This is a genomic window from Bacillus sp. 22190, from assembly GCF_052045575.1.
Taxonomy (GTDB): Bacteria; Bacillota; Bacilli; order Bacillales; family Bacillaceae; genus Bacillus; species Bacillus altitudinis.
The window spans coordinates 73,554-97,145 of record NZ_JBQEPF010000010.1 but is presented as its reverse complement, the minus strand read 5'-3'; the positions used below and the strand labels follow the sequence as shown (position 1 = coordinate 97,145).

Annotated in this window: 21 protein-coding genes; 13 read left to right on the top strand and 8 right to left on the bottom strand. The window is 41.0% G+C overall.

The genetic code is table 11. The features are described from left to right. Positions 1 to 96 precede the first annotated feature (96 nt). Both ACTJKA_RS14165 and ACTJKA_RS14160 read left to right on the top strand, forming a co-directional pair. On the top strand, positions 97 to 1,203 hold the full coding sequence (locus ACTJKA_RS14165; protein ID WP_007496564.1) for a nitric oxide synthase oxygenase: 1,107 nt from the start codon (positions 97 to 99) through the stop codon (positions 1,201 to 1,203). 100 nt (positions 1,204 to 1,303) lie between these two features. Continuing rightward, positions 1,304 to 1,729: a hypothetical protein gene (locus ACTJKA_RS14160; protein WP_336750336.1), complete on the top strand. Its 426-nt coding sequence runs from the start codon at positions 1,304 to 1,306 to the stop codon at positions 1,727 to 1,729. A 14-nt stretch (positions 1,730 to 1,743) separates the two neighbouring features. Here ACTJKA_RS14160 and ACTJKA_RS14155 read toward each other — a convergent pair whose 3' ends face one another. Further along, positions 1,744 to 2,016 (bottom strand): acylphosphatase, encoded by a 273-nt coding sequence (locus ACTJKA_RS14155; RefSeq protein ID WP_035391366.1) that lies wholly within the window; start codon positions 2,014 to 2,016, stop codon positions 1,744 to 1,746. 122 nt (positions 2,017 to 2,138) lie between these two features. On the opposite strand from ACTJKA_RS14155, the gene ACTJKA_RS14150 reads away from it, so the two are divergent. Next, the gene (locus ACTJKA_RS14150) at positions 2,139 to 2,789 is read left to right on the top strand and encodes an MOSC domain-containing protein (RefSeq protein ID WP_336750337.1); all 651 of its coding nucleotides are present in this window, start codon (positions 2,139 to 2,141) and stop codon (positions 2,787 to 2,789) included. 41 nt (positions 2,790 to 2,830) lie between these two features. Here the strand turns inward: ACTJKA_RS14150 and ACTJKA_RS14145 are convergent, their stop codons facing one another. The 3 genes from ACTJKA_RS14145 to map all read right to left on the bottom strand — a co-directional run bounded on the left by ACTJKA_RS14145 (position 2,831) and on the right by map (position 4,144). Continuing rightward, positions 2,831 to 2,968 carry a YflJ family protein gene (locus tag ACTJKA_RS14145; RefSeq protein ID WP_008341771.1) on the bottom strand — a complete coding sequence of 46 codons (138 nt, stop codon included), beginning with the start codon at positions 2,966 to 2,968 and terminating at the stop codon, positions 2,831 to 2,833. A gap of 134 nt (positions 2,969 to 3,102) precedes the next feature. Further along, positions 3,103 to 3,264, bottom strand: coding sequence for a hypothetical protein (locus tag ACTJKA_RS14140; RefSeq protein WP_008341770.1), 162 nt, complete (start codon positions 3,262 to 3,264; stop codon positions 3,103 to 3,105). Between the two features lie 130 nt (positions 3,265 to 3,394). Beyond that, positions 3,395 to 4,144, bottom strand: coding sequence for a type I methionyl aminopeptidase (map, locus tag ACTJKA_RS14135; protein ID WP_345912149.1), 750 nt, complete (start codon positions 4,142 to 4,144; stop codon positions 3,395 to 3,397). A 190-nt stretch (positions 4,145 to 4,334) separates the two neighbouring features. Here map and nagE point away from each other — a divergent pair, with 190 nt between their 5' ends. Beyond that, entirely contained in the window at positions 4,335 to 5,699 is a 1,365-nt protein-coding gene (gene nagE / locus ACTJKA_RS14130; RefSeq protein WP_345912150.1) for an N-acetylglucosamine-specific PTS transporter subunit IIBC, read from the top strand. An 18-nt stretch (positions 5,700 to 5,717) separates the two neighbouring features. Here the strand turns inward: nagE and ACTJKA_RS14125 are convergent, their stop codons facing one another. Beyond that, entirely contained in the window at positions 5,718 to 6,047 is a 330-nt protein-coding gene (locus tag ACTJKA_RS14125) for a DUF817 family protein (RefSeq protein WP_428004188.1), read from the bottom strand. Between the two features lie 29 nt (positions 6,048 to 6,076). Here ACTJKA_RS14125 and ACTJKA_RS14120 point away from each other — a divergent pair, with 29 nt between their 5' ends. Then, positions 6,077 to 6,544, top strand: coding sequence for a DUF4944 domain-containing protein (locus tag ACTJKA_RS14120; protein WP_008341766.1), 468 nt, complete (start codon positions 6,077 to 6,079; stop codon positions 6,542 to 6,544). A gap of 366 nt (positions 6,545 to 6,910) precedes the next feature. Further along, positions 6,911 to 7,414, top strand: a complete 504-nt coding sequence (locus tag ACTJKA_RS14115; RefSeq protein WP_007496570.1) for a DoxX family protein — start codon at positions 6,911 to 6,913, stop codon at positions 7,412 to 7,414. 42 nt (positions 7,415 to 7,456) lie between these two features. Here ACTJKA_RS14115 and ACTJKA_RS14110 read toward each other — a convergent pair whose 3' ends face one another. Both ACTJKA_RS14110 and ACTJKA_RS14105 read right to left on the bottom strand, forming a co-directional pair. Continuing rightward, on the bottom strand, positions 7,457 to 8,044 hold the full coding sequence (locus tag ACTJKA_RS14110) for a YjgB family protein (RefSeq protein ID WP_017358780.1): 588 nt from the start codon (positions 8,042 to 8,044) through the stop codon (positions 7,457 to 7,459). 102 nt (positions 8,045 to 8,146) lie between these two features. Further along, positions 8,147 to 10,129, bottom strand: coding sequence for an LTA synthase family protein (locus tag ACTJKA_RS14105; RefSeq protein ID WP_017358781.1), 1,983 nt, complete (start codon positions 10,127 to 10,129; stop codon positions 8,147 to 8,149). 578 nt (positions 10,130 to 10,707) lie between these two features. Between ACTJKA_RS14105 and ACTJKA_RS14100 the strand changes: the two genes are divergently transcribed. The 7 genes from ACTJKA_RS14100 to ACTJKA_RS14070 all read left to right on the top strand — a co-directional run bounded on the left by ACTJKA_RS14100 (position 10,708) and on the right by ACTJKA_RS14070 (position 19,137). Next, positions 10,708 to 12,366: a pyridoxal phosphate-dependent decarboxylase family protein gene (locus ACTJKA_RS14100; protein WP_056703306.1), complete on the top strand. Its 1,659-nt coding sequence runs from the start codon at positions 10,708 to 10,710 to the stop codon at positions 12,364 to 12,366. 31 nt (positions 12,367 to 12,397) lie between these two features. Continuing rightward, a complete protein-coding gene (locus ACTJKA_RS14095) occupies positions 12,398 to 14,122 on the top strand; it encodes a methyl-accepting chemotaxis protein (protein WP_216943056.1) in 1,725 nt (574 codons plus the stop codon). A gap of 82 nt (positions 14,123 to 14,204) precedes the next feature. Beyond that, on the top strand, positions 14,205 to 14,609 hold the full coding sequence (locus ACTJKA_RS14090; protein WP_146271605.1) for a J-domain-containing protein: 405 nt from the start codon (positions 14,205 to 14,207) through the stop codon (positions 14,607 to 14,609). 143 nt (positions 14,610 to 14,752) lie between these two features. After that, a complete protein-coding gene (gene treP, locus ACTJKA_RS14085) occupies positions 14,753 to 16,186 on the top strand; it encodes a PTS system trehalose-specific EIIBC component (protein WP_035703666.1) in 1,434 nt (477 codons plus the stop codon). 15 nt (positions 16,187 to 16,201) lie between these two features. Further along, a complete protein-coding gene (treC, locus tag ACTJKA_RS14080) occupies positions 16,202 to 17,902 on the top strand; it encodes an alpha,alpha-phosphotrehalase (protein ID WP_035391352.1) in 1,701 nt (566 codons plus the stop codon). 19 nt (positions 17,903 to 17,921) lie between these two features. Then, positions 17,922 to 18,638 (top strand): trehalose operon repressor, encoded by a 717-nt coding sequence (treR, locus tag ACTJKA_RS14075; RefSeq protein ID WP_007496585.1) that lies wholly within the window; start codon positions 17,922 to 17,924, stop codon positions 18,636 to 18,638. 64 nt (positions 18,639 to 18,702) lie between these two features. After that, a complete protein-coding gene (locus ACTJKA_RS14070; protein ID WP_058214344.1) occupies positions 18,703 to 19,137 on the top strand; it encodes a hypothetical protein in 435 nt (144 codons plus the stop codon). Positions 19,138 to 19,183: 46 nt separating this feature from the next. Here the strand turns inward: ACTJKA_RS14070 and ACTJKA_RS14065 are convergent, their stop codons facing one another. Continuing rightward, complete coding sequence (locus tag ACTJKA_RS14065; protein ID WP_440607805.1) at positions 19,184 to 23,464, bottom strand: multifunctional 2',3'-cyclic-nucleotide 2'-phosphodiesterase/3'-nucleotidase/5'-nucleotidase; 4,281 nt, start codon at positions 23,462 to 23,464, stop codon at positions 19,184 to 19,186. Positions 23,465 to 23,592 lie beyond the last annotated feature (128 nt).

The window sequence follows — 23,592 nt, the reverse complement described above, 5'->3', positions numbered from 1 at the left end:
GTCGCACGATATGATAAAAAATGGTTTGAAACAAGTGAATTTATCAATAGAAACCGCTACAATGGATATATTCGTATTAAAGTGAGGCGAGTATGTTTGAGTAACCAAGAAGCGTTGTGGAATGAAGCAGAAGCTTTTATTTCTGTATGCTATGAAGAATTAGGCAAGTCAAATGAAGAAAAAGCAGCACGTCTGCATGAAATAAAACAAGAAATTGAGTCTGACGGTATGTATACTCATACGCAGGAAGAATTAGCTCACGGGGCAAAAATGGCATGGCGCAACAGCAACCGGTGCATTGGGCGCTTGTTTTGGTCAACACTGCATGTGCATGACTGCCGGCACGTGACAACAGAAGATGAGGTGAAAGAGGCACTCTTTCATCATATTGAGTATGCGACAAATGGGGGTAAAATCAAACCGTCCATTACCATCTTCCCACCAGAGAACAAGGGACGGAAGGAAGTCGTTATTTATAATCATCAGCTCGTTCGTTATGCGGGATATGAGTCGGAATATGGCATCATTGGGGACGAGGCATCACTTGAATTAACCAAGTTGTGTGAAGCGCATGGCTGGAAAGGCGAAGGCACGCATTTTGACCTTCTGCCACTTATGTTTCAGCTAAAAGATCAGCCGCCGGTTTTGTATGATCTTCCGAAAGAAATCGTTCAAGAGGTAGAGATCACTCATCCTGAATATGATGGGTTCGGTGATTTAGGACTGAAATGGTATGCTGTTCCGATTATTGCTGATATGAAATTAGAAATTGGCGGCATTCATTACAATGCGGCACCGTTTAATGGATGGTATATGGGAACAGAAATTGGCGCACGTAATCTAGCTGACGAAAACCGCTACAATATGCTGAAAAAAGTTGCTTCTATTTTAGGGCTCGATACAACAAAAAATTCGTCACTTTGGAAAGACAAAGCCATTGTCGAATTGAATGTCGCGGTTCTCCATTCTTACAGGGAAGCAGGGGTGACCATTGTGGATCATCATACAGCAGCCCATCAGTTCAAGCAGTTTGAAAAACAGGAAGAAAAAGCTGATCGTAAGCTGACTGGTGATTGGACATGGCTGATTCCGCCAGTATCACCAGCTGCTACGCATATCTTCCATCGTCACTATGACAATACGATCGTGAAACCGAATTATTTTTATCAGGAAAAACCCTACCACGGGACGGAAAGAGCCTAGCGAAAAGCTAGGTTTTTTTGTATGAAATGAGTCTTTGGAATGTTGTTTGATTTGGAAAATGATGGTTTAATGGCGGTGAAATCAAAAAGGGGGAATATAGATGAAAAAAATGACGTTGCTCATATTTTTGGCTGTATTCAGTTTCAACGGATTTCTACCACTAGGTGATGAAAGAGCTAAAGCAACGACTGTAGCAATGGTTCAGAATGACATCGATTTAAAGGTGACAACCGATCGTTCAACTTATACTTCGCTTCATCCTCAGGTCAACGTCAACATGACAGCAATAACAAATGAAACACTTTATTATACAGCTGCTATTCGAAAACTTACTTTCCCAGTGACACCAGTCTTTACACACGAAGGGTCTATCTCTGGACAAAACGCTTTCGCAGCACCTACTCGTTTATTACTTCCTAACAGTGGATCAGTCAACTATGATGTTCATGTGAGTCTCTACAAAGATGCTTCACGTACAACCTTGATTGGTTATTATGTTGCAAACCCATTTACTGTTGTGAAATAAAGGATACACATCAACTATCCTTTAATCCGAAAGTCTTGATAATGGGCGAACTTGGTGAGCGGCTCCATGTCCAAATGTGTGACTTTTGAAAAAGGACTACCTTTACGGACGGTCTCTAAAAAGTCAAACACCTCCTGCTGCTCTCCTTCTACTTTTAACTCCACGTGACCCTCATCTGTGTTGCGTACCCAGCCTTTTATCCCTCGATTGACGGCTTCTCCTTGAACAAAATAACGAAAACCGACTCCTTGAACTCGTCCTTTTACAATAGCGTGATAATGAACCAATGTCATCTCTCCTTTTTTCTCATCGTACCATAACCTGTCTCGTTCCTTCACGTACCGACTATGATTTGACTGTCAAACCATGTAAAATAAAAGCAATCAGACAATCAAAGGAGATGGCGAGAGTGGGGCAGACAAGGTACGACATCGAAGGAATTCAAGTAGGACAACCTATCACCACCTATGTGAATGGAAAAGAAATCAAAACAGCCATCAACAAAAAGCGTATTCACGAGCCTGTTTATTTGAGTAAGCTCAATTTTGATGGAGATGGACAAGGTGATTTGGTCCATCACGGAGGTGATGATAAAGCCGTTTGCGTCTTTCCATATGATCACTATACTTACTTTGAGCAATTTTTAGGGGTGCCGTTACAGGAGGCAGCCTTCGGTGAAAACGTGACCGTGCATCAGCTTGTAGAGACAGAAGTTCGTATTGGAGATGTGTTTCAGCTTGGGGATGCGCTAGTTGAGGTCAGCCAGCCAAGACAGCCGTGTGTGAAGCTCTCTCTTAAGCATGGAAACATGAAGCTTGTGAAGGAAGTGCAGCAAACGGGATATACCGGTTTTTATTTGCGTGTGCTGAAAGAAGGAATGGTCTCTCCTGATGAAGCTCTTGTGTTAGTCGAAAAAGCGCCCCATCCCATCACAGTCCACGAAGTCAATGAAGTCAAATACCGTCAAGTAGATCAAAACAGGCTGAAAGCAGTTCTTGAAGTAGATGCCTTAGCAGATGTGATCAGGAAGTCTTTAGAAAAACGTGTTCAGCCCATATAAAAAAGCCGTACATCTGCTATGGATGTACGGCTTTTCAACATTTAAGAGCTCGTTTTCTTTTGCTCAAGAAGATTTGCAAGGAAATAAGTTTTAAAGCTTTGAAGCTTTCTTCCTTCATGCTTGGTCACACCAAGCTTCTTTAATTCTTCGACATACCAGCCTTTGCTACCATAATGCATGATAGAAAACTCCTTTCAATGGAAACTGCCTGCATTGTAACATCTCAAAAAAGGACGTGAAAAGTGTGCAGGTGTTTAGAAATGAAAACTGATTCTATCTGCCTATGATCCATGTATATGCTGGAAATAATTATTTATGAATTTGGCGGGTTGAGGGTAACGATGATCATGCCCACTGTCATAATCATGATGACAATACCGAGGTAGGTCATCATGGATTGTTTTTTCTTAATACCTACAACCGTTAAAATAATACTTTCAATAAAGAAGATAACACCGATGATGATGAACCACATATCAAATAAGACCCCTTTCGCATATCTTTGCCTATTTTACCACAGGCATTTTTGTTTAGTCGTGACAGATTCGTGAAAGGGATTGTCTACACGCTGAAATCCCCTCCAGTGAAGGAGGGGACCCGCTTACTTACAGCTTTGTTAAAATAATCGGTTCGTCTTTTGTGATCACAATCGTATGTTCAATCTGTGCGACCAGGCTCTTATCAGGTGTTTTAAATGTCCAGCCGTCATCCGCTTGATAAATCGATTCAGCATTTGTTGAAATGAAAGGTTCAAAGGCGATCACTGTCCCATTCTTAAACAAAGCATTATCGAATGGATCATAATAGTTCAAAATATGGTTAGGTGCTTCATGCAGGCTTTTCCCAATGCCGTGTCCTGTCAAGTTCTTAATGACGGTAAATCCTTGTTCTTTCGCCGTATTGTAGACTGCACGGCCAATTTGATTTTGTCTTTTTCCGGCTTTCGCGTGCTTTAATCCTTCAAGGAATGCATCCTCTGCACACTGGCATAATGCTTCAAGACGAGCATCTCCTGTACCTAAAACGAATGAAATCCCTGTATCGGAATAATATCCATCAAGCTCTGCTGAGATATCAATATTAATGAGGTCGCCCTCTTGTAAAATGGTTTTTTCACTTGGAATGCCATGTGCGACTTCATCATTGACACTGATGCAAGTCGTACCGGGGAAATCATATTCTTTTTCAGGAGCTGAATTGGCTCCATGTTCTTCTAATATTTTTTTCCCAATCAAATCTAATTCTTTTGTAGACATGCCTGGGTTCGCTTGGCTTTTCATTTCTTCTCTTGCCAAAGCGACAATTCGGCCGACTTTTTTTAAGGCTTCTAACTCATGATCATGTTTGACAATCACTGTTCATTCCCGCTTTCTATAACTTCATTCTATTCAATAGCTTACCACATTTTACGCCAAAAGAGTAAAGGCTGAGATTCGGGTGAGATGTGGACAAATTGGTATAGATAACTAGATGTGCATATGATATATTTTTTATGAACATCATGAGAGATTTGTTCATGATGATGACGAAGGGGGGAGAAATAAGATGGTGTTTCAGTTTTTTCAAAAGTTAGGAAAATCATTTATGCTTCCAATCGCTGTGCTTCCTGCAGCGGGTATCATTTTGGCTATTGGGCGAGAAGATGTATTCAACATCCCATTTATTCATGCGGCAGGAAATGCAATTTTTGCGAATTTGGCTTTAATTTTTGCTATGGGTGTAGCGATTGGTATTTCAAAGGACGGTAACGGGGCAGCGGCGTTATCTGGAGCGATCTCTTATTTTATTTTGTCAGCTGGTACCATGTCGATCAATTCGACCAACAACATGGGGGTATTGGGTGGTATTTTGTGCGGACTTTTGGCAGGTTACGTTTACAATAAATTTAAGGACACGAAACTGCCGGAATACTTAGGTTTCTTTAGTGGAAGACGGCTTGTGCCAATTATGACAGCACTTTTTACCATTCTATTAGCAGCCGTTTTTGGATATGTATGGCCTCCAATTCAAAGTGTGATCAATGATTTAGGGGAGTGGATTTTAAGTCTTGGAGCAACGGGTGCCGGGCTGTTTGGCTTCTTTAACCGCTTGCTCATTCCATTAGGACTTCACCATGTGCTGAATAATCTATTTTGGTTTCAATTCGGTGAATTCAGCGGAGCGACAGGTGATTTAGCGCGGTTCTTCAAAGGCGATCCAAGTGCAGGTGTCTTTATGACTGGTTTCTTCCCAGTGATGATGTTTGGGCTGCCGGCGGCATGTCTCGCGATGGTTGTGACCGCAAAGCCTGAAAAACGAAAAGCAACAGCCGGTCTTATGATTGGAATGGCACTGACGTCATTTATTACAGGAATCACAGAACCAATTGAATTCTCATTTATGTTTTTATCTCCACTTTTATATGGTGTTCATGCGATATTAACTGGTCTTTCGCTCTTTATTGTCAACACCTTAGGCATTCATAGCGGTTTCGCTTTTTCAGCGGGTGCGATTGATTACGTTTTAAGTTTTGGAATTGCGCAAAAACCAATTCTGTTACTTGTGGTTGGGGTCATCTATGGCGTGATTTACTTTGTTGTTTTCTATTTCCTGATTAAATTGTTAAAGCTAAAAACACCGGGCAGGGAAGATGATGACATCGAAGATATCCCAGGGGATGATACACATACTGCCGGAGCAAGTATGCTCGTAGAGGGACTAGGCGGCAAAGGCAATATCACCACAATTGACCATTGTGCGACCCGTCTTCGTTTAACAGTAGAAGATACCGATTTATTAAATGAAGGTACATTGAAAAAAGCAGGTGCCAAAGGGGTACTGACGTCAGGGAAAACTTCTGTACAAATCATCATTGGAACAAATGTCGAATTTGTCGCCGATGATCTTCGCAAGGAAGTCGCTCGGGACTAAAAAAAGCGTTCAGCCAGATCAAATGGGCTGAACGTTTTTTTGTTTTCGCTGTTCGATCACCAGTACAATGCTGATGACAACAAGTAAAAACCATGAACTGATTTTACCAAGGTGGACGAGAGACCAAGCATGCTGCTGATTTGGATATTGCCATGCTCCTAAAAATGTCGTGACATTTTCGGCCACCCAAATAAAAAAGCCAATCAGCAAAAACGAGATAACAAGCGGCATGCGAAAGGTCGATGAACCGACCTGAAAGGAAACGGCTGTTTTTGGATATTCAACAATTAGGAGCAAAAAAATCTCATTCACCCTTATATTTTGAATATAACTTTGGTATATTTGTATTTATTTTGATTAAATTTAAGGAGAAAAATATGAAAATTAAAAAAGTCATTCTTCTATCAACCATATTCATTCTATTTATTACCGCAACATGCGTAATAATTTATGCGAAAAACAATTACCCAAAATTCATGGGTGAAAGTAAAGATCAGTATTGGAAAGCAGAACTAACGAGAAGTGACAAGACAAGTATAGGCCCAAACTATTATTTGGAACTTTATTGGAAAGGAAACAAAAATATAGAAAAAGAAATAAAAATTAAAACATTAAAACTAAAAATAGATGGAAAAGTATATGAAGAAAATGAGAACTATGACTTGGCGGAATATGCCACAGATAAATCTGAAAATGCTCCAGATCATATAACAACATTTGATTTCATACCAGAAGAAAAAATAAAAGGACACAAATTAGAAATAGAGATAGAGTGGAAAAATCAAGATTCTGAAAAGTCATCTAATATAAAAATAAAAGAAAAAAACATAGTAAATCTTAATTAATAAGATCTTTGTTATCAAAGACAAAAAAGCAGGCTCCAGTCAGCCTGCTTTTCCTTAGCAACTATTTAATTATTGATACCAACAGCCAATGCGCAATGACTTCAAAAGTCTCATTAGTTACCTCATCATCTTCAATCCAGATCAGATCCCAGCCTCTGCAATAATGTTTTCATACAAAATGTAACCCCTTTTCACTGTCTGAATTACTGAGACGGTGATAACGAGAGAAAAGTTTACCTCGACTAGATATTCATGAACAATTTGTGAATATACATGTGAAAAGGATCACAAATGATATTTACATAGTATAATAAGATCATAAAGAAAATGTGAAATATTTCACATAATTTAAAAGGAGGCATCATCATGTTTACAAAATTCTTACAAACGAATGTATGGGCAGCGGTTATCCTTTTGGCAGCAAGACTTTATATCGGATGGACTTGGCTGACATCTGGTATTGGAAAACTAACAGGCGGATTCGATGCATCAGGATATTTGCAATTTGCCATAGCTGAACCTGTTGTGAAAGATGGACATCTTGTTTATCCGTTCTATGTCTGGTTTTTAGAAAATGTCGCGTTGCCAAATGCCGGACTCTTCAGTGCCATGGTCATGTGGGGAGAAATCTTAGTTGGTCTAGGACTAATTGTTGGATTGTTCACAACAACAGCAGCCTTTTTTGGAAGCGTGATGAATGTCTCTTTCTTACTAGCTGGAACCGTTTCTGTTAACCCGCTTCTTCTTCTGATCGCCGTCTTCATTATGGCAGCGAAAGGAAATGCCGGAAAACTTGGCCTTGATTATGTAGCAGGTCCAGTCCTTAAGCGAAAACTGAAAAGAAAGCCGCATTTAGAAGTGGCATCTTAATAAAAGAAAGCATCCTGAGCGAAAACTCAGGATGCTTTTTATTTAAGAATCACTTTTTATAAGGTTGATATGCAAGACTGTTAACGAGTGCTGACTGATATCTGGATCATGTCCGACGACAAATTCGAGCTCATAATCACCGGTCTGATAAACGTATTTTTTCTCTTTTGTTTGCGGGATGGTGCTGACTGAATCTGCTGGTCCAAGCTGTTTCTTTAATAGGGAAGGAGTCATTCCTCCGATATTCGTTTCTTTTTCTACATTTGTTCCAAAATAACGGATTTCGTTAATCTTGCCTTTTTTGTCATAGTGAAAAGCAAATCCAGGGTTGCCCATTTCGGCATGATACAAATCAAAGCCGCTTTGATCCGTTTCTGGATAAGGCTGTCCTAGTTTATGCCGAACGTCTTTTTTTGTTTGAACCCCTATTTTGAGTCCTTCTGCATAGTATGGCATTTGTCCTTTATGCGCCAGCTGATAGATGCTGTTTAGCGCTGCATTCGGCCCTTGAGGAATGGACTGTTCTGCCTGCGTTTGGGTCATGGCGTGCGCTGAAATCGATGGGCTGAAAGCAAATAAGGTGGAAGAAGCGAGTGAAGCGGTCACGACAAAAGCTGCTGTTTTTTTCATGATTAATCAATCCCTCCTTCTTCAACTATACCCGGTGTCATGCGGATCAAACGTAAAAAGCCCCAGCTGATCTTGGATCGGCTGGGGCCTTAAATGAGAAAGTTATTTGGAAGACGAGCTGGATTCATCTTTGGCGGAAGAGGAATCTTTTTCATCCTGTACTTTCTTTGTGTAGTCATAATCATTTCGCTCAATTGGTGTAAAGCCTTTAGGTTTGTAGAAACGGAGTAAATCTTCCGTGACAATCTTATCAGATGTCTCTAGCATCTTTTTCACCGTTTCGTTTTCTTGTGATGCCTTTTCAGTCGGCTCGATTTTTTCACCTGTTTTGTTGCTGTAATAATTGTTGCCTACTTTCGTGTAGTCCTTAGACACGAAGTCTCCATTTCTAAATGGCACAAGCTCTTTAAAGTTCTTCGATAAGATATCAGAACCAGACATTAAATAGTTCTTCGTATCATCTCCGAGCAGGTGGAGAAGGGTAGGCGCAACATCGACTTCACCAGAGTATTTATGAATCTGTCCGCCTTTTACGCCTGGCACATGGATAAAGAGCGGCACACGCATAAGCTGGGCATTTTCATAATCTCCAATTTTTTCGCCAGTCACTTTTTCCATCGCTTCATTATGGTTTTCTGAAATGCCGTAATGGTCACCGTACATAATGACGACGGTATTGTCATAGAGACCGGATTTCTTCAAGTCATTAAAGAACTGTTCAATGGCTTCATCTAAATAATGAGCAGATTGGAAGTAGTTATCAACGACGGAGTCTCCGAAGTCGCCAGGTTCAAAATCGGTATCACCTTCATCCATACCAAATGGGAAGTGGTTTGACAGCGTAATGAATTTCGAATAAAACGGCTGTTTTAGATTTTCAAGCATTGGCATGGATTCTTTGAAGAAAGGTTTGTCTTTCAATCCATAGTTCTTCGTATCTTGTTCATTCATATCGTAGTACTCAGAATCGTAAAATCTGTCATATCCAAAGGACTTAAACATTTCATTTCGGTTCCAGAACGTTTTCGTATTTCCGTGGAATTCAGCGGACGTGTATTGGTCCTTTTTCAAAATGCCAGGAAGCGCCTGATATGTGTTTTGAGCTTTGTTAATAAACACAGAGCCTTGTGATAATGGGAAAAGCCCCGTATCCATCATAAATTCCGCATCAGATGTCTTTCCTTGTCCTGTTTGATGGAAGAAGTTATCAAAATAAAACGTTTTGTTGTCATGGGCTAATGAATTGAGGAAAGGAGTGACCTCTTTTCCATTCACCTTGTAATCAATGACAAAGTTTTGCAGTGATTCAAGAGAAATTGTAATGACGTTCATGCCTTTCGCTTTCCCGTAATAAGCCGGGTTTGGATCAGCGCTATTCGCCTTTAGATAATTCTCTACATCTGTTACGTCACTTGAATTTGCCAGGGCACGCTGGCTGTTTGATTTCACATTTTGAATGGCATCAAACACCGTAAAATTATAAGCACCCAAGTATTTGACTAAATAATTGCGGTCGAACGATCTTGATAAAAGCTCTGGGCGATCAATTTCTGCTGCGATTAAGTTGACAACAAAAATCAGAACAGAGGACACAAGAACGAGTCTAAACGATTTTGTTTTTTGAACAGGTACTGTCGCTGTACTTGTTTGCTGCTGTCTTTTCATGCGGACTGCGAGTACGATCAAGATGATGGTATCGAGAAAGTAAAACATATCAGTCCAACGCATGAGTGAAAATGCACTATCACCTAATTGTCCGCCATTCGTTCCTGCCTGCATCACTGTAGGCAGCGTGATAAAGTCATTGAAGAATCGATAGTACACGATGTTTGCGTAAAGTAAAAAAGACATGAAAAAGTGAATCACAATGATAGCGGCAGGCTGCCATTTTTTCTTGAACAATAAAGCAAAGCCAAGAAAGAACAAGCTGGAGCTAATAGGATTCACAAAAAGCAAAATATGCTGAAGCACATTTGATATACCAAGTTTAAATTCGATTAAATAAGCTGTATACGTCTTGAGCCATAACAAGATGGCTGCAATTACAAAGAAGCCGAGGCCCCTTTTTTGAATAAATGTTTTCATTTAAACACTCCTTTTCTCCGTTAAACGGAAGAGGCGGAACGAAAGAAAACGAACCATTAGAATATACCATGAAATGCACAAATAGAAAAGTCATAACCGGTGAGCACCTAAGGCAACCTGTCCGAGCTGGAGTTGGGAAGACATCGAAAATATTCGATCTCCGAAAAACTTTTTGTGAAATTCATCCTAATAATTACAGAAAATTCTGTATTTTTCCTGTTGCTATATCAATAAAACAGGTAAAAAGACACAAGTCTAAAGAATTAATTTGATTTCTACAATGGTGTATTTAGGCGTATTTCCAGTGTTTATTAATGTTTATGCAGGTTAAGTAAAAAAAATGAATGAATAAACCGCTGAATTGTCTGGATAATAATTCCTTCAAGAAAGTATATTGATATATATTGTTGTTTCACAAACATAATGGTTTTGATGTGTATTGTAAGGGTTTTATTCTTTTTGTTGGGTGAACAAATTATCTAAATATACTTAAGTGAACAGTTCGACACTATAAACTTTTGAAACGAGGTCGATATAGACAGTGACAGGAAATCTTCCATTGAAAGGATTGATAGTATATGACTGTACGAGTACAGAACCTCGTTCAGAACTGGTTTCCGAGTGAGGACGGAAATGCAGAAGAGCGGAAAGAACTCATTAAATTAATGGAACAGATCATTTCAGGGGTCGATGACCTGAAGGATCCGAACCGTGCTCACCTAAAAGGTGAAAAGAATCGCGAGGAGGACTTTTACAAAAAGCTCACTGAAACAAGTCAAATTCCGATGAACGGACAACAAGCGGAACTTGTGAATGAAGAATTACTGAAGCTTTTACATAATCATCCATACCACACGAAGTATTTCTTCACGAACATTTTGCCAATGGCAAGTACACCAGGAATTCTAGGCATGCTGACGGCTATGCTGGTTAACGGAAACAACCTATGGGATGTGTATGGACCAGCAGGCGCTGAAGCTGAGGTCAGAGTGGTCTCAATGATGTCTAAGCTCATCGGATATGATCCAAATGTGAGCGGGGGCTACACAACATGGGGAGGTCAAGGGGCTATTTTCTCGGGGCTTCGTTTAGCGATTGCGAAAGTTGCACCGGAGTCATTACGAAAAGGTGTCCCGCAAAATCTTTATGCGTTTTGTTCTGATGCAGCACATTACAGTTTATTTAAGTCGATGGAAGCAACAGGGATTGGCACAGACAACTTAATCAGAATTAAGACGAATAAAGATCATTCGATGGATATGGAAGATTTGCGTTGTCAAATGGAACGTGTTGCCCAAAATGGCGGAATTCCCGTTTATATTGTGGCAACAACCGGAACAACAGATGCCATTGCAATTGATGATGTAAAAGGGGTGCGTGAAACGGCAGAAGCCATTGCTGAGAAGTATGGTCTCAAGGTGCCGCATATTCATGCAGATTCGGCGCTTGGTGGATTCTTTGCTTTCTTTAATGAGTATGATGTATCTGAAAACCCGCTGCAATTCTCAGACGGTGTTCTTCGTATGCTAAAAGAAATCAAAGCGAAATTCCAGCATCTTTCTCTTGCTGACACGATGTGTTTTGACTTTCAAAAACTCGGACAAACACCATACACATCTAGTTTATTCTTAGTGAAAAACGCTGCTGACTTAAAGCGTTTAGATCTGGAAGAACAAGAGACACCATACGTTGGTCATAGAGGCTACGGCGAATACCATACGGGTTATACACTGGAATGCTCAAGAATGGGAAGCTCCATCAGCATGCTAAGTGTGCTGCTAACGTTTGGAATTGAAGGATACCAGCGCTTGCTCGGTCAATTTTTAGAGGTGAACCTTGCATTTAGAGAAGCACTTCGTCAGGAAATTCCGCAAGCAGAAGTCGTCAATGATGACAATGTCGGAATGGCTACATTGTTTAGAATTTACCTAGACGGCTCTCCTCGTTTTAAGGAAGAAATATCTGGAGAAGCAACTGCTATGGAAATTGAGCGCAACAATGATTTGAACAAAATCCTCTTTGAAAAGCTTGGAGAGAAAAGAGACGAAATGTTCTTTGGCGATACAACGAAGTTTTTACAAGTCAATGCCAAAGAAGGTCAAGAATTCTATCTAAGTGTGAGTAAATTTTTTGTGATTTCACCTTATACGTTACCGGAGCATATCCCTCATATCGTATCTTATTTAAAAGATGTCATTGCATCTGTTTGTGGACAATTTGAAAGTGTAGAGGCTTAAATTAAAATTGAGAGTGGAGATGTAGAAAAAAATGGCGAAACAAAGGAAGTTTGGAGGACTTACGATATCCTCCAAAATCATGTCAGTCGTTGTCGTAACATTACTCGCAACCGTTGCATTATTCGTTCTAACATTTTATTTAGTTAGCCAGGATTTATCTTCCCAATTATTAAAGCAATTTGATTATCGATTAACAACAGATATTGATACAGCGAAAAAAGAAATCGATAATATTGATGGAAATGTCCTTAGCATTAGCGGGAAGGATGATCCCATTTATGTGGAGATCAAAAAGAAATTCACAGAACTACAAAAAGATCATACGCTTGAGAACTTATACGTGTTATCAAATAAGGGCGGCAAAGAAAGAATCATCGTACTAACAGGGGAAGACAATGATTTTGATCAAGATTATGTCTTTTCAGATGAAATGAAACAAGCTCTTTCTGAAGATAAAATGGTCAAAAGTGACATTTATGTTGATTCGTATGGGACTCATAAATCCGTCTTTTTACCAATTAAAGATTCAGGCGGTGAACTCACGGGGATTTTAGGAATTGACTTAGATGCGTCTGTTGTTCCAGCAACAACGAAAAAGCTGACAATTTATATTACAGTAGCATCTGCGATTGTGCTCATCGGCGGATTACTCTTCTCATTCTTCATGGGAAGAAGAATTGCAAAACCAGCACGTTCATTAATGGAATCAGCGGATCGAATTGCAGATGGTGATTTAACTGGCATGGTAGAAGTTCAAAGTCAAGATGAGATCGGTCAATTAGCGGCTTCCTTCCAGAAAATGCAGGGACGGATCAAAGAGCTTATTGGAAAGATCTCAAACTCATCAAGTGAAGTGTCGAAAATGTCTTCACAGCTTCGCACAGTGACAACGGAATCTAGTCAAAGTGCACAACAAGTGTCAGAAGCGATGACGAATATGAGTGAAGGAATCAATGATTCAGTCGCAAACATTACAGACTGCACAACATCTGTTGCGGAAATTGATACTCAAATCGAAGGCGTGACAAAAGAAGTGGATGAAATGAAATCTGTTTCATCAGAAGTACAGGAGCAGTCAGAATCTGGTCAAAAATTGGTGCAGCATGTGCTTGAACATCTCAACATGTTACACGACATGATGACAAGCTCAAAGCAGGCGGCAGAAGAATTGCAATCACATTCAACAGAAATTGAAAGTGTCATCTCCATTATTACGGACATTTCAGCGCAAACGAATCTGCTTGCACTGAATGCTTCTATTGAAGCCGCACGTGTAGGAGAAGAAGGAAAAGGATTTGCTGTTGTGGCTGATGAAGTCCGTAAGTTAGCTGAACAGTCAGCTGATGCAGCTAAAACGGTCTCAGACTTAGTCATTGGCACACAGGAAAATAGTCAGCGTGTCCTTGAAAGCGTGGAGGAAAGCAGTAAAGCAGTGGAAGAAGGCCGTGAGCAAATGAAAGGCACCTCGCAGAACTTCGCTGGTATTTATGATGGAGTGTCTCAATTTGCAAGCAGAACGAACAATTTGCTTCAATCTATTAAGCAGGTAGAACGAGCTTATCAAACAATTTCTACATCGATTGAACAAATTTCGGTCGTGTCAGAAGAACATGCGGCAAGCTCTCAAGAAGTAGCGGCAGCAACAGAACAGCAAAGTGCTGGCATGCAGCAAATTTCAAGTGCGATTGAACAGCTCTCTGACATGTCAGAGGACTTGGCACAAATGGTATCTACTTTTAAAATCGACAAAAAATAACGAGAAAGCTGGCTCTTGTGAGAGAGTCAGCTTTTTTGCTATGCTTAACCAAAATATCAGACGATCTGAAAGGAGACGTGTCATGGATTTTGCGCAGAGATTGTCAGAAGAACGGATCAAAAAGGCGATGGACCATGGAGCTTTTGAAGGACTAGCAGGTTTTGGGAAACCTCTGCCAAAGGATGATGCTGCTCATGTACCTGAAGAACTGAGGATGGGCTATCGAATCATGAAAAATGCTGGCTTTGCCGGGGAAGAAACCGCTTTGAAAAAAGAACTAATGACGGTCAAAGAATTACTGAAAACGAGTATAGATGGAGAAGAAAGAAAAAAACTCTCTCTCATATGTGAGGAAAAACAGAAACGCCTCGATGAACTCACATCCAAGCGCCAAACGTTTGCTCGTCCAGCCTCCTCCTTTTATAAGAATAGGGTCTACGAAAAACTAACGGAGCATAAAAAAGATGATGACACGCTGCCTCTCTGAGCACATTGAGGGAGCTTTTTTTATGAAAGCGCTACATTTTCTTATTGACTACATGTATATACAAATATAAAATATGAAGTGAACATGTATATACAAGTTTTGATTCTTTTTTCTTATAAAAAAACGATCTCGGAGGGGATATCATGGCTGATTATCAGGCAGCGGCAGATCAGATTGTGAAAGCCATTGGCGGCAAAGAAAACATTGATCAAGCCACACATTGTGTGACAAGACTTCGTTTTGTGCTAAAAGATGAAGCTAAGGTGGATGAGAAAGCACTAGAACAAATTGATGAAGTGAAGGGATCTTTCTCAGCGAATGGCCAATACCAAGTGGTCATTGGTCAAGGAGTGGTGAATCGGGTTTATGCCGAAATGGTCAAACAGACGGGAATCGGCGAAGCGACAAAAGAGGACGTCAAGCGTGCCTCTGATCAGAAATTAAATCCTTTACAGCGTGCGGTGAAAACGCTTGCAGATATCTTCATTCCAATCCTTCCAGCTATCGTGACAGCCGGTTTATTGATGGGTATTAATAATATTTTAACAGCTCCTGATATTTTCTTTGATCAAAAATCCATTGTGGATGTGTATCCGGCATGGGCGGATTTAGCAAATATGATCAACTTGATTGCAGGCACTGCCTTTACCTTTTTGCCAGCATTAATTGGCTGGTCGGCTGTCAAGCGGTTTGGAGGTAATCCACTTTTAGGGATGGTCCTCGGACTGATGCTTGTACATCCAGATCTGTTGAATGCTTGGGGGTATGGAGCGGCGGAAAAGACAGGTGACATTCCTGTTTGGAATTTGTTTGGACTTGAAGTACAAAAGGTAGGTTACCAAGGGCAGGTTCTTCCGATACTCGTCGCCTCCTATTTACTCGCAAAGCTCGAATTATTTATAACAAAACGGACACCTGAAAGTATTCAGCTGTTAGTTGTTGCACCAATTACATTATTACTCATTGGATTTTTATCATTTATCGTCATTGGTCCCGTTACATTTGCGATCGGAAACGTTTTAACATCTGGACTCGTCACCGTATTCCAGCAATTCGCAGCACTTGGTGGTCTTTTATATGGCGGATTGTATGCAGCGTTAGTCATTACAGGGATGCATCATACGTTCCTAGCAGTCGATATTCAGCTGATTAACTCAAAACTGCACGGCACGTTCCTATGGCCAATGCTCGCCCTGTCTAATATTGCTCAAGGATCAGCGGCACTTGCGATGATGTTTGTCTTAAAAGATGAAAAGCAAAAAGGGCTCTCGCTGACATCAAGTATTTCTGCTTACTTGGGCATTACTGAACCGGCGATGTTTGGGGTGAACTTGCGCTATAGATTCCCGTTTATTTTTGCCCTGATCAGTTCAGGGATAGCTGGTATGTTTATTGCCTCACAAGGGGTACTGGCAAGTTCAGTCGGCGTTGGAGGCATTCCAGGAATCTTCTCGATCATTCCGAAATATTGGGGGGCATTTGCCATCGGAATGGTGATTGTGCTGATCGTCCCATTCATTGGTACCCTTTTATATGCAAAACTTAAAAAGAAGGATGTATCACAAGAACTTAACTAGTGGTGGTGAAGGAAATTGAATCAACAAACAAACGAACCGTGGTGGAAAAAAGCCGTGGTCTATCAAATCTATCCGAAGAGCTTTTTAGACACAACAGGCTCTGGTACAGGTGATATCAATGGCGTGACGAAAAAGCTCGACTATATCAAAGAGCTAGGGGCGGATTGTATTTGGCTGACCCCTATGTATGAGTCACCACAGCATGACAATGGTTATGATATTAGTGATTATACAAAAATCCATGACATGTACGGCACAATGGCTGATTTTGAGCACATGCTGAAAGAAGCACATGAACGAGGGATCCGTGTCATCATGGATCTAGCCGTGAACCATACGTCGATTTTCCATGAGTGGTTTCAAGCCTCCCGAGAGTCGAAGGAGAACCCGTATCGAGACTATTATATTTGGAAGGAGCCGAAAGCGGACGGCTCTCCTCCGAATGACTGGCAGTCAAAGTTTGGCGGCCCAGCGTGGGAATTAGATGAAGCGACAGGTGACTATTATCTTCATTTATATGATGTTACCCAGGCAGACCTCAATTGGGAACATGATGAAGTGCGCAGGAAAGTATATGACATCATGCACTTTTGGTTTGAAAAAGGGATCGATGGATTCAGACTGGATGTCATCAATAACATTTCAAAGGATCAACGCTTTTTAGATGATGCCGGGCAATCAGTGCAAGGTGATGGACGTATGTACTATACAGATGGGCCGAGAATTCATGAATTTTTGCATGAAATGAATCAGGAAGTGTTTTCGAAATACGATAGCATGACCGTGGGGGAAATGTCTTCAACGAATATTACAGACTGCATTCGGTATACAAGACCTGATCGGCAGGAGCTGGATATGACGTTTAATTTTCATCATTTAAAAGTCGACTATCCTAACGGTGAAAAGTGGGCCATTGCGCCATTTGATTTTCTAGAGTTGAAATCAATTCTATCAGAATGGCAGACGAAAATGCATGAGGGCGGCGGCTGGAACGCACTCTTTTGGTGCAACCATGATCAGCCACGCATCGTGTCTAGATACGGTGATGATGGCACGTACCATCAGCAATCAGCGAAGATGCTGGCGACCACCATTCATTTGATGCAAGGCACTCCTTATATTTATCAAGGTGAAGAAATTGGGATGAAGAATCCTCGCTTTGAGGACATTTCGTCATACCGCGATATCGAATCACTCAATATGTACGAAGTCATGCTTGAAAAAGGGAAAACAAAGGAAGAAGCTTTGGCGATTTTACAGGTCAAATCAAGAGATAACGCAAGGACACCTATGCAATGGACGTCGGAAAAAAATGTGGGGTTCTCAAAAGGTACGCCTTGGATTGAACCAGCTCAAAACGATATTTCAGTAGAAGCTGCCTTAAAAGATGAGACGTCGATTTTTTATCATTATCAAGCCCTTTGCAGACTTCGCAAAGAACTTGATGTAATCACCTATGGGAGCTTTACTTTACTGCTTTCAGATGATCCAAAGGTGTTTGCATATGTCCGAGAAGGCAAAGATGAGAAGATCCTCGTGATCAACCATTTTTATGCAGGCGAGACGGACTTTACACTTCCAGATGAGCTTGCAAAGGATGTCAATGAAATGGAAGGGCAAGTCTTGCTGTCCAATTATGAGGATGTGCCGGCAGATATCAAGGGATTTACGTTGCGCCCATATGAGTCAATCGTTTATCATTTAACCAAACGCTAGTAAATGGGGCGGAGGGAAAATGAAAGAGAATAAGTTTCGAGTGATTTATGATCAGCTCGCTAGACGAATTGAACAAGGTGAATGGCAGGATAAAGGCATCCTCCCATCAGAACATGAGCTGTCTGTCATGTATGACACATCCCGTGAGACGGTGAGAAAGGCATTAAACATCCTTGTGCAAAATGGCTATATCCAAAAAATTCGCGGGAAAGGCTCAGTATTGCTGAACCGAGAGAAAATGCAGTTCCCAGTTTCGGGTCTTGTCAGCTTTAAAGAGCTTTCCCAAACGCTTGGGCGCAAGACGGTAACAACGGTTCATGAGTTCGGTTTAATCAAGCCAGATCAGTATATTCAGTCTCAGCTGAAAATCAGTGGGCAGGAGGACGTTTGGGAAGTCATTCGCTCTCGCAATATTAGCGGAGAAGAAGTCATTTTAGACAAAGATTACTTTTTGCAAAAACATGTGCAGGTCTTGTCTAAGGACATTTGTGAAGGATCGATCTACGAGTATATTGAAGGAGAACTTGGGGTCTCGATTAGTTATGCTCAAAAGGAATTTGTTGTCGAGCCATGTACTGAAGAAGATGAAAGGTATCTCGATTTGAACGGATTTGATCATGTGGTGGTGGTGAAAAATTATGTGTTCTTGGAGGATACGAGTCTATTCCAATACACCGAAAGTCGCCACCGCCTAGATCGTTTCAGATTCGTGGATTTTGCTAGAAGAGAGAAGTAGACAGGGCCGAGGCTCTGTCTATTTCAGGTTGTAGGGAAACAAGAGCAACATTCTAGGAGGACAAATGATCAGACTGAATAGACCATTAAAATTACGAGATTTAGAAATTTTTAGCGTGATGAAAGATCACAGGATTTTATGTTATGTCATCATTGAAGACACACGAAAACCGTTTACGGAAGAAGATAGAAAATTAGAGCCATTATGTGATATGGATGAAGAAGACATTCAAGCGATTTTGAATGTGTTTCATATTTCAATTATCAGTGATGAAACATTAAATGAAGAAGATTTAACCCTAGTGAAATCGTACTTTGCTGAATTTGTGAATAACACGAACTTAACGAATTTCATTACGAGAGAATATGTTCTAGAGGATTTATATGCCGTTGATGATGAAGATGACATCACGTTCTTTAATAGAATGCTGCGTCATATAGGGTCAGATGATGTGAAAGAATTTGATGACCGTCATTGGATGTATTTATCCCAAGATTGATAGTGAGATGGAAAAAGGACAGAGCCAATGCTCTGTCCTTTTTCTATTAAGATGATACTTTGTTTCGTGTGCGCTTGCGCTGGTAGTAATAAAGGATACCGCCTGAGGCGAGCATGAGTAAGCCAATCAATACCGCTGTATACATCATCGTTGCCGTATTCGGCAGTGTGCCACCTGGCATGCTGCTTCCATCCTGATTTGGATCCGAACCGCCTGGAGCAGAAGTTCCACCGTCTCCGCCATTTTGGTCTGGAGCTGTTCCAGCCGCTTCACTTTGATTGAGTACGGTGTATTCACTAAAGTGCTCCGTTTTACCTGAGACAATCCCGTTTTCGAATGAACCGTTACTTGTTTTGGCATAGTGGTTTTTCTCACGATCGACATAATAGACACCTGGTTTCTTCGCTTTTTCAGGCGCGTCTAATGTAAAGAACAGTGTGACGGGATCTTTAAAGGTAGACACATTTTTCTGATCTTGTTTGATTTGGAAATCGTATGTGTCGGTTAATGCGTTTTTCACCTTATTTGTTTTTGCCATCGATATATCTGCATGTTGCTCTGACAAATTGGAGAGCGGTAATGCTAGACCGACTTTGTCATGATAGATGGTGACGTTTGGATCTTGCTCTCGTTTCTTCAGTTCAGCTACTTGCCCTTTTGATAGAGACAATTGAACCTTTTTCGCTTCGGTTGCTTTGTCTAAATAGAGCAATGCTTTGTTCGTATGCTGCACATACGTTTGGAATTTCTCATCATCTTGAATGTCATAGGCGCCTTTTCCTTTCAAGCGAGGAAGGAATACTTCTTTCACTCGATGGTCGATGACTGGAGAAATATGACCGTCTGCCTGTTCAATTTGCTCTTTGAAAATTTCATAGTCAACATAGCCTAAGTCTTCACCATGAGACGCTTCTGTAAAGACGCTGTAGCCATCACCGCCTGTGCCGACAAATGCATTAGTCGCCACGCGGTATGTTTTCTGATCATCAATGTCAGTCAGATTGCCCTTTTGATCTTTCAATTTGACATCAATCAGTCTGCTGCCAGCCGGTTTACTCAGTGTAAACGTATATTCAATGCCAGCTACATGAGGGAATGCGCCTCCGCCTTCTTCAATGCCTGAAAGACCTTGTTCAAGCGCTTTTTTAATTTGACTGCCTTTTAAATCTGCGACATATAGTGTGTTTCCAAAAGGCATCACAGTTAAAATATCCCCTAATGTGATATCTCCTTTTTCAATGCTGCCTCGAATACCGCCACCGTTTGTAATGGCAAGGTCAGCACCAGCAGATTCTTGTGCTTTCTTTAACATGCCATCTGCAATAAAGTTTCCAAGGTTCGTTTCCTTTGCACGGACGTGTTCACGCTGTCCATCTAAGAAGACATCTGACGTCCCGACTTTTTCGGTTTTTAAATCTTGGATATCTGCTTTGTACTGATCAAGAATCGCTTTTGCGTCCGCATCTTCTTTCACAGAGTCGTCGATCGTGATGAGGTCAAAAGTAGATTCTTTTGGCTGTACGACGCCTTTTTTGTCAAAGGCCACGTCTACTTTTCCTAAAAATTGTCCGTAGTCTTTTACTTGTGCAACAATCGTTGGTTCTTTTTTATTGATGACCTTTAATTTTTCAACAAGGGTGTGGGTGTGACCACCAATGATGAGATCAATGCCATCTACTTTTTGAGCCAGCTCTAGATCACGGTTATAGCCAATATGTGTGAGCGCAATAATTTTATTGATTTTTTCTTCAGTTTGAATGGTTTTGACTGTTTCTTTTGCTTTTTTGTATGCATCTTGAAATTGAATGTTGGGACCACTGCTGGATGTAATGGCTGTGTCTTCAGTGGTGAGACCGAATACAGCGACCTTTTCACCATTTACATCAAGCAGAATGTAAGGGTAAATGCCAGCTTCTTTTTTCTCACCAGCTTTAAATGTTGCTGGTTTTTTCACTAAGTCGCTTAACTGTTTTTCCTTAGAGACATTCACGTTTGATGACACGATCGGGAAGTTCGGTTTTTCAAACTGATGACGGTTTTGAGCATCTACGCTGGATGCATCACCTGTCAGGAATTGACGAAGGACAGATGGACCTTTGTCAAATTCATGATTCCCAAACGTCATGGCATCGTATTTCATTAAGTTCATCAGTTTCAGATCGGCAAGTCCTTGCCATTTTGTGAAATAGAGATCACCAGAGAAGACATCTCCAGCGTCTAATAAAATATTGTTTTCGCTTTGGGCGCGAACTTCTTTGATCTTGGTTGCGCGTCTTGCTGCATCATCCAGATGGGCATGTGTATCGTTTGTATGCATCACCGTTAAATGCCAATTGTCTGTTGCAGGTGGTTCTGTTGTACCATCATCTTTAAACGCTAGCTTGTACACGCCAAGTCCGTCTGTGCTGGCATTCCGAATAAAGTCGACGCTGCTTGATTTCTCTGCGAACGGTTTGGCTAAAAGAGAAGATTCAAAAGTGACGGTTGCGCCTTTGATCGGTGCAATGGACCAGTTTTGATCTGCGCTTGGGTTAATGGTTTTTTGTTCAATAATATAATCCATCAGCACTTGGCGGTTCTCATCTGCTGAGGCAAGCACGACTTTATCTTGTGTGAGGTGCGGGAAGCCTCCGCCGCCAGATGCACGGTAGTTGTTTGTCACGACTAAAAATTCTTGATTGTCAGAAACGGGTTTTCCGTTGTAAGACAAGTTTTTGATGCGGTTCGCACTAGCGTTAACAAGTGTGCCCGTTGTGCTGTATTTAGCAGGCTGTGTGACATCTACTTGGTACGTCACACCATCGATTACATCAAAATTATATGAGCGGTATTCTTCGTTTAAAATAGGCTGTTCATTTGAAGTGTTTGGTTTGATTTGGTTAAACTGACCAGCAGACATTTCAAGCCAGTCTTTTACTTCACTGCCTTTTAGTTTTACAATCTGTACGGTGTTATCGTAAAGATAGAGATCGCCGATGTTTTTAATCGCTAAATCACCTTTTGCGATATTTGTATAATAGTTCACACCGTTGCGTCCGCCGGCTTTAAATGGCGCACCCGCAGAGAGAATCGGCAAGTTTTTGTACGAAGTATCTTTCATTTTTTCTTGTGCATACCATTTCTGGGCATCTGTCACGATTTGAATAGAAGGGTCATCCATCACTTGAGCGAAAAAGCTGTTAATGTCTGCTTCTGTTTTTCCAACTGGCTTTCTGACGTAATCTAGGGTGTTTTGGTGAGTTGTTTGAATGGCATTTTTCACTGTACTGTTTTGAGATGTCACCCCGGCAACGGATTCGATTTTGCCTGTTCCGTCTGTGACTTTCCAGTTGCTTCCGTCTGGTTCTAGCGTTAAATCAATGACCCCGAGGTAGCTTCCCCAGTTTTTTGACATGACGACAGGAATGCCATTAATGGTTCCCTTTGCGACATCAAATTTGTCAACGCCGCTATATTCAGCGCTTGGGAATGTGCCATGCTGGTGGCCAGACACAATCGCATCAATGCCTTTTGTTTTCGTGGCAAGGTCAAAGATCATATTTTCTGATCCTTTAGGTGAAGCTGTTTTTTCAATTCCTGTATGAGCAAGAGCGACGATGACATCTGCGCCTTTTGCTTTCATTTCTGGAATGGTTTCATTGGCAGACTCCACAATATCTTGCACTTGAACTTGTCCATCTAAATGTTTCTTATCCCACGTCATAATTTGTGGTGGTACGAATCCTATGTAACCGACTTTCACAGTTTGGGAGGCTCCGTTTGCATCTTTAAAGGTTTTATCCTGAATGACATAAGGAGTAAATCGGTGTTCTCCGTTTAACTTTTTGACGTTCGCATTGACAATCGGGAAGTTGGCGCCCGCAATGGTACCGTCAAGAAAAGATAAACCATAGTTAAATTCATGATTGCCGAGTGTACCTGCATCATATTTTAATTTGTTGAGTGTATGAATAATGGGGTGAACCTTTGTTTGATTGATGATGCTGTCTTTTTCATTTTTATAAACGTATTCTCCAAGAGGGGTTCCTTGAATCAGGTCTCCGTTATCAACAAGGAGTGTATTAGGATTTTGTGAACGGTGCTTGTCAATCAGCTCGGCTGTTTTTGCCAAACCGAATTCATTTGTTTCTTTGTCGCTGTAATAATCGTAATTCATCATGTTCGCATGAACATCCGTTGTGGCTAAGATACTGACCTTTACGGCGCTGCCGCTTTCTGTTTCTGCATGAGTAGGTACTGCTGGGAGAATGAGACTAATCAACATCATGGAAGTGAGCAGAATAGACAGGTTTTTCCTTCGTTTAGACCTATGTGCTTGCTTCTTCACCTGATCTCCGCCTTTCTAATTTTTTTGACCACAATACCTATTGTAGAAATGTTTCGTTAACTTTTGTAGTTATTTTTTGCAGATTATTGTAAAGATAACATAAATCATACGAATTACCTTGTTAAGGG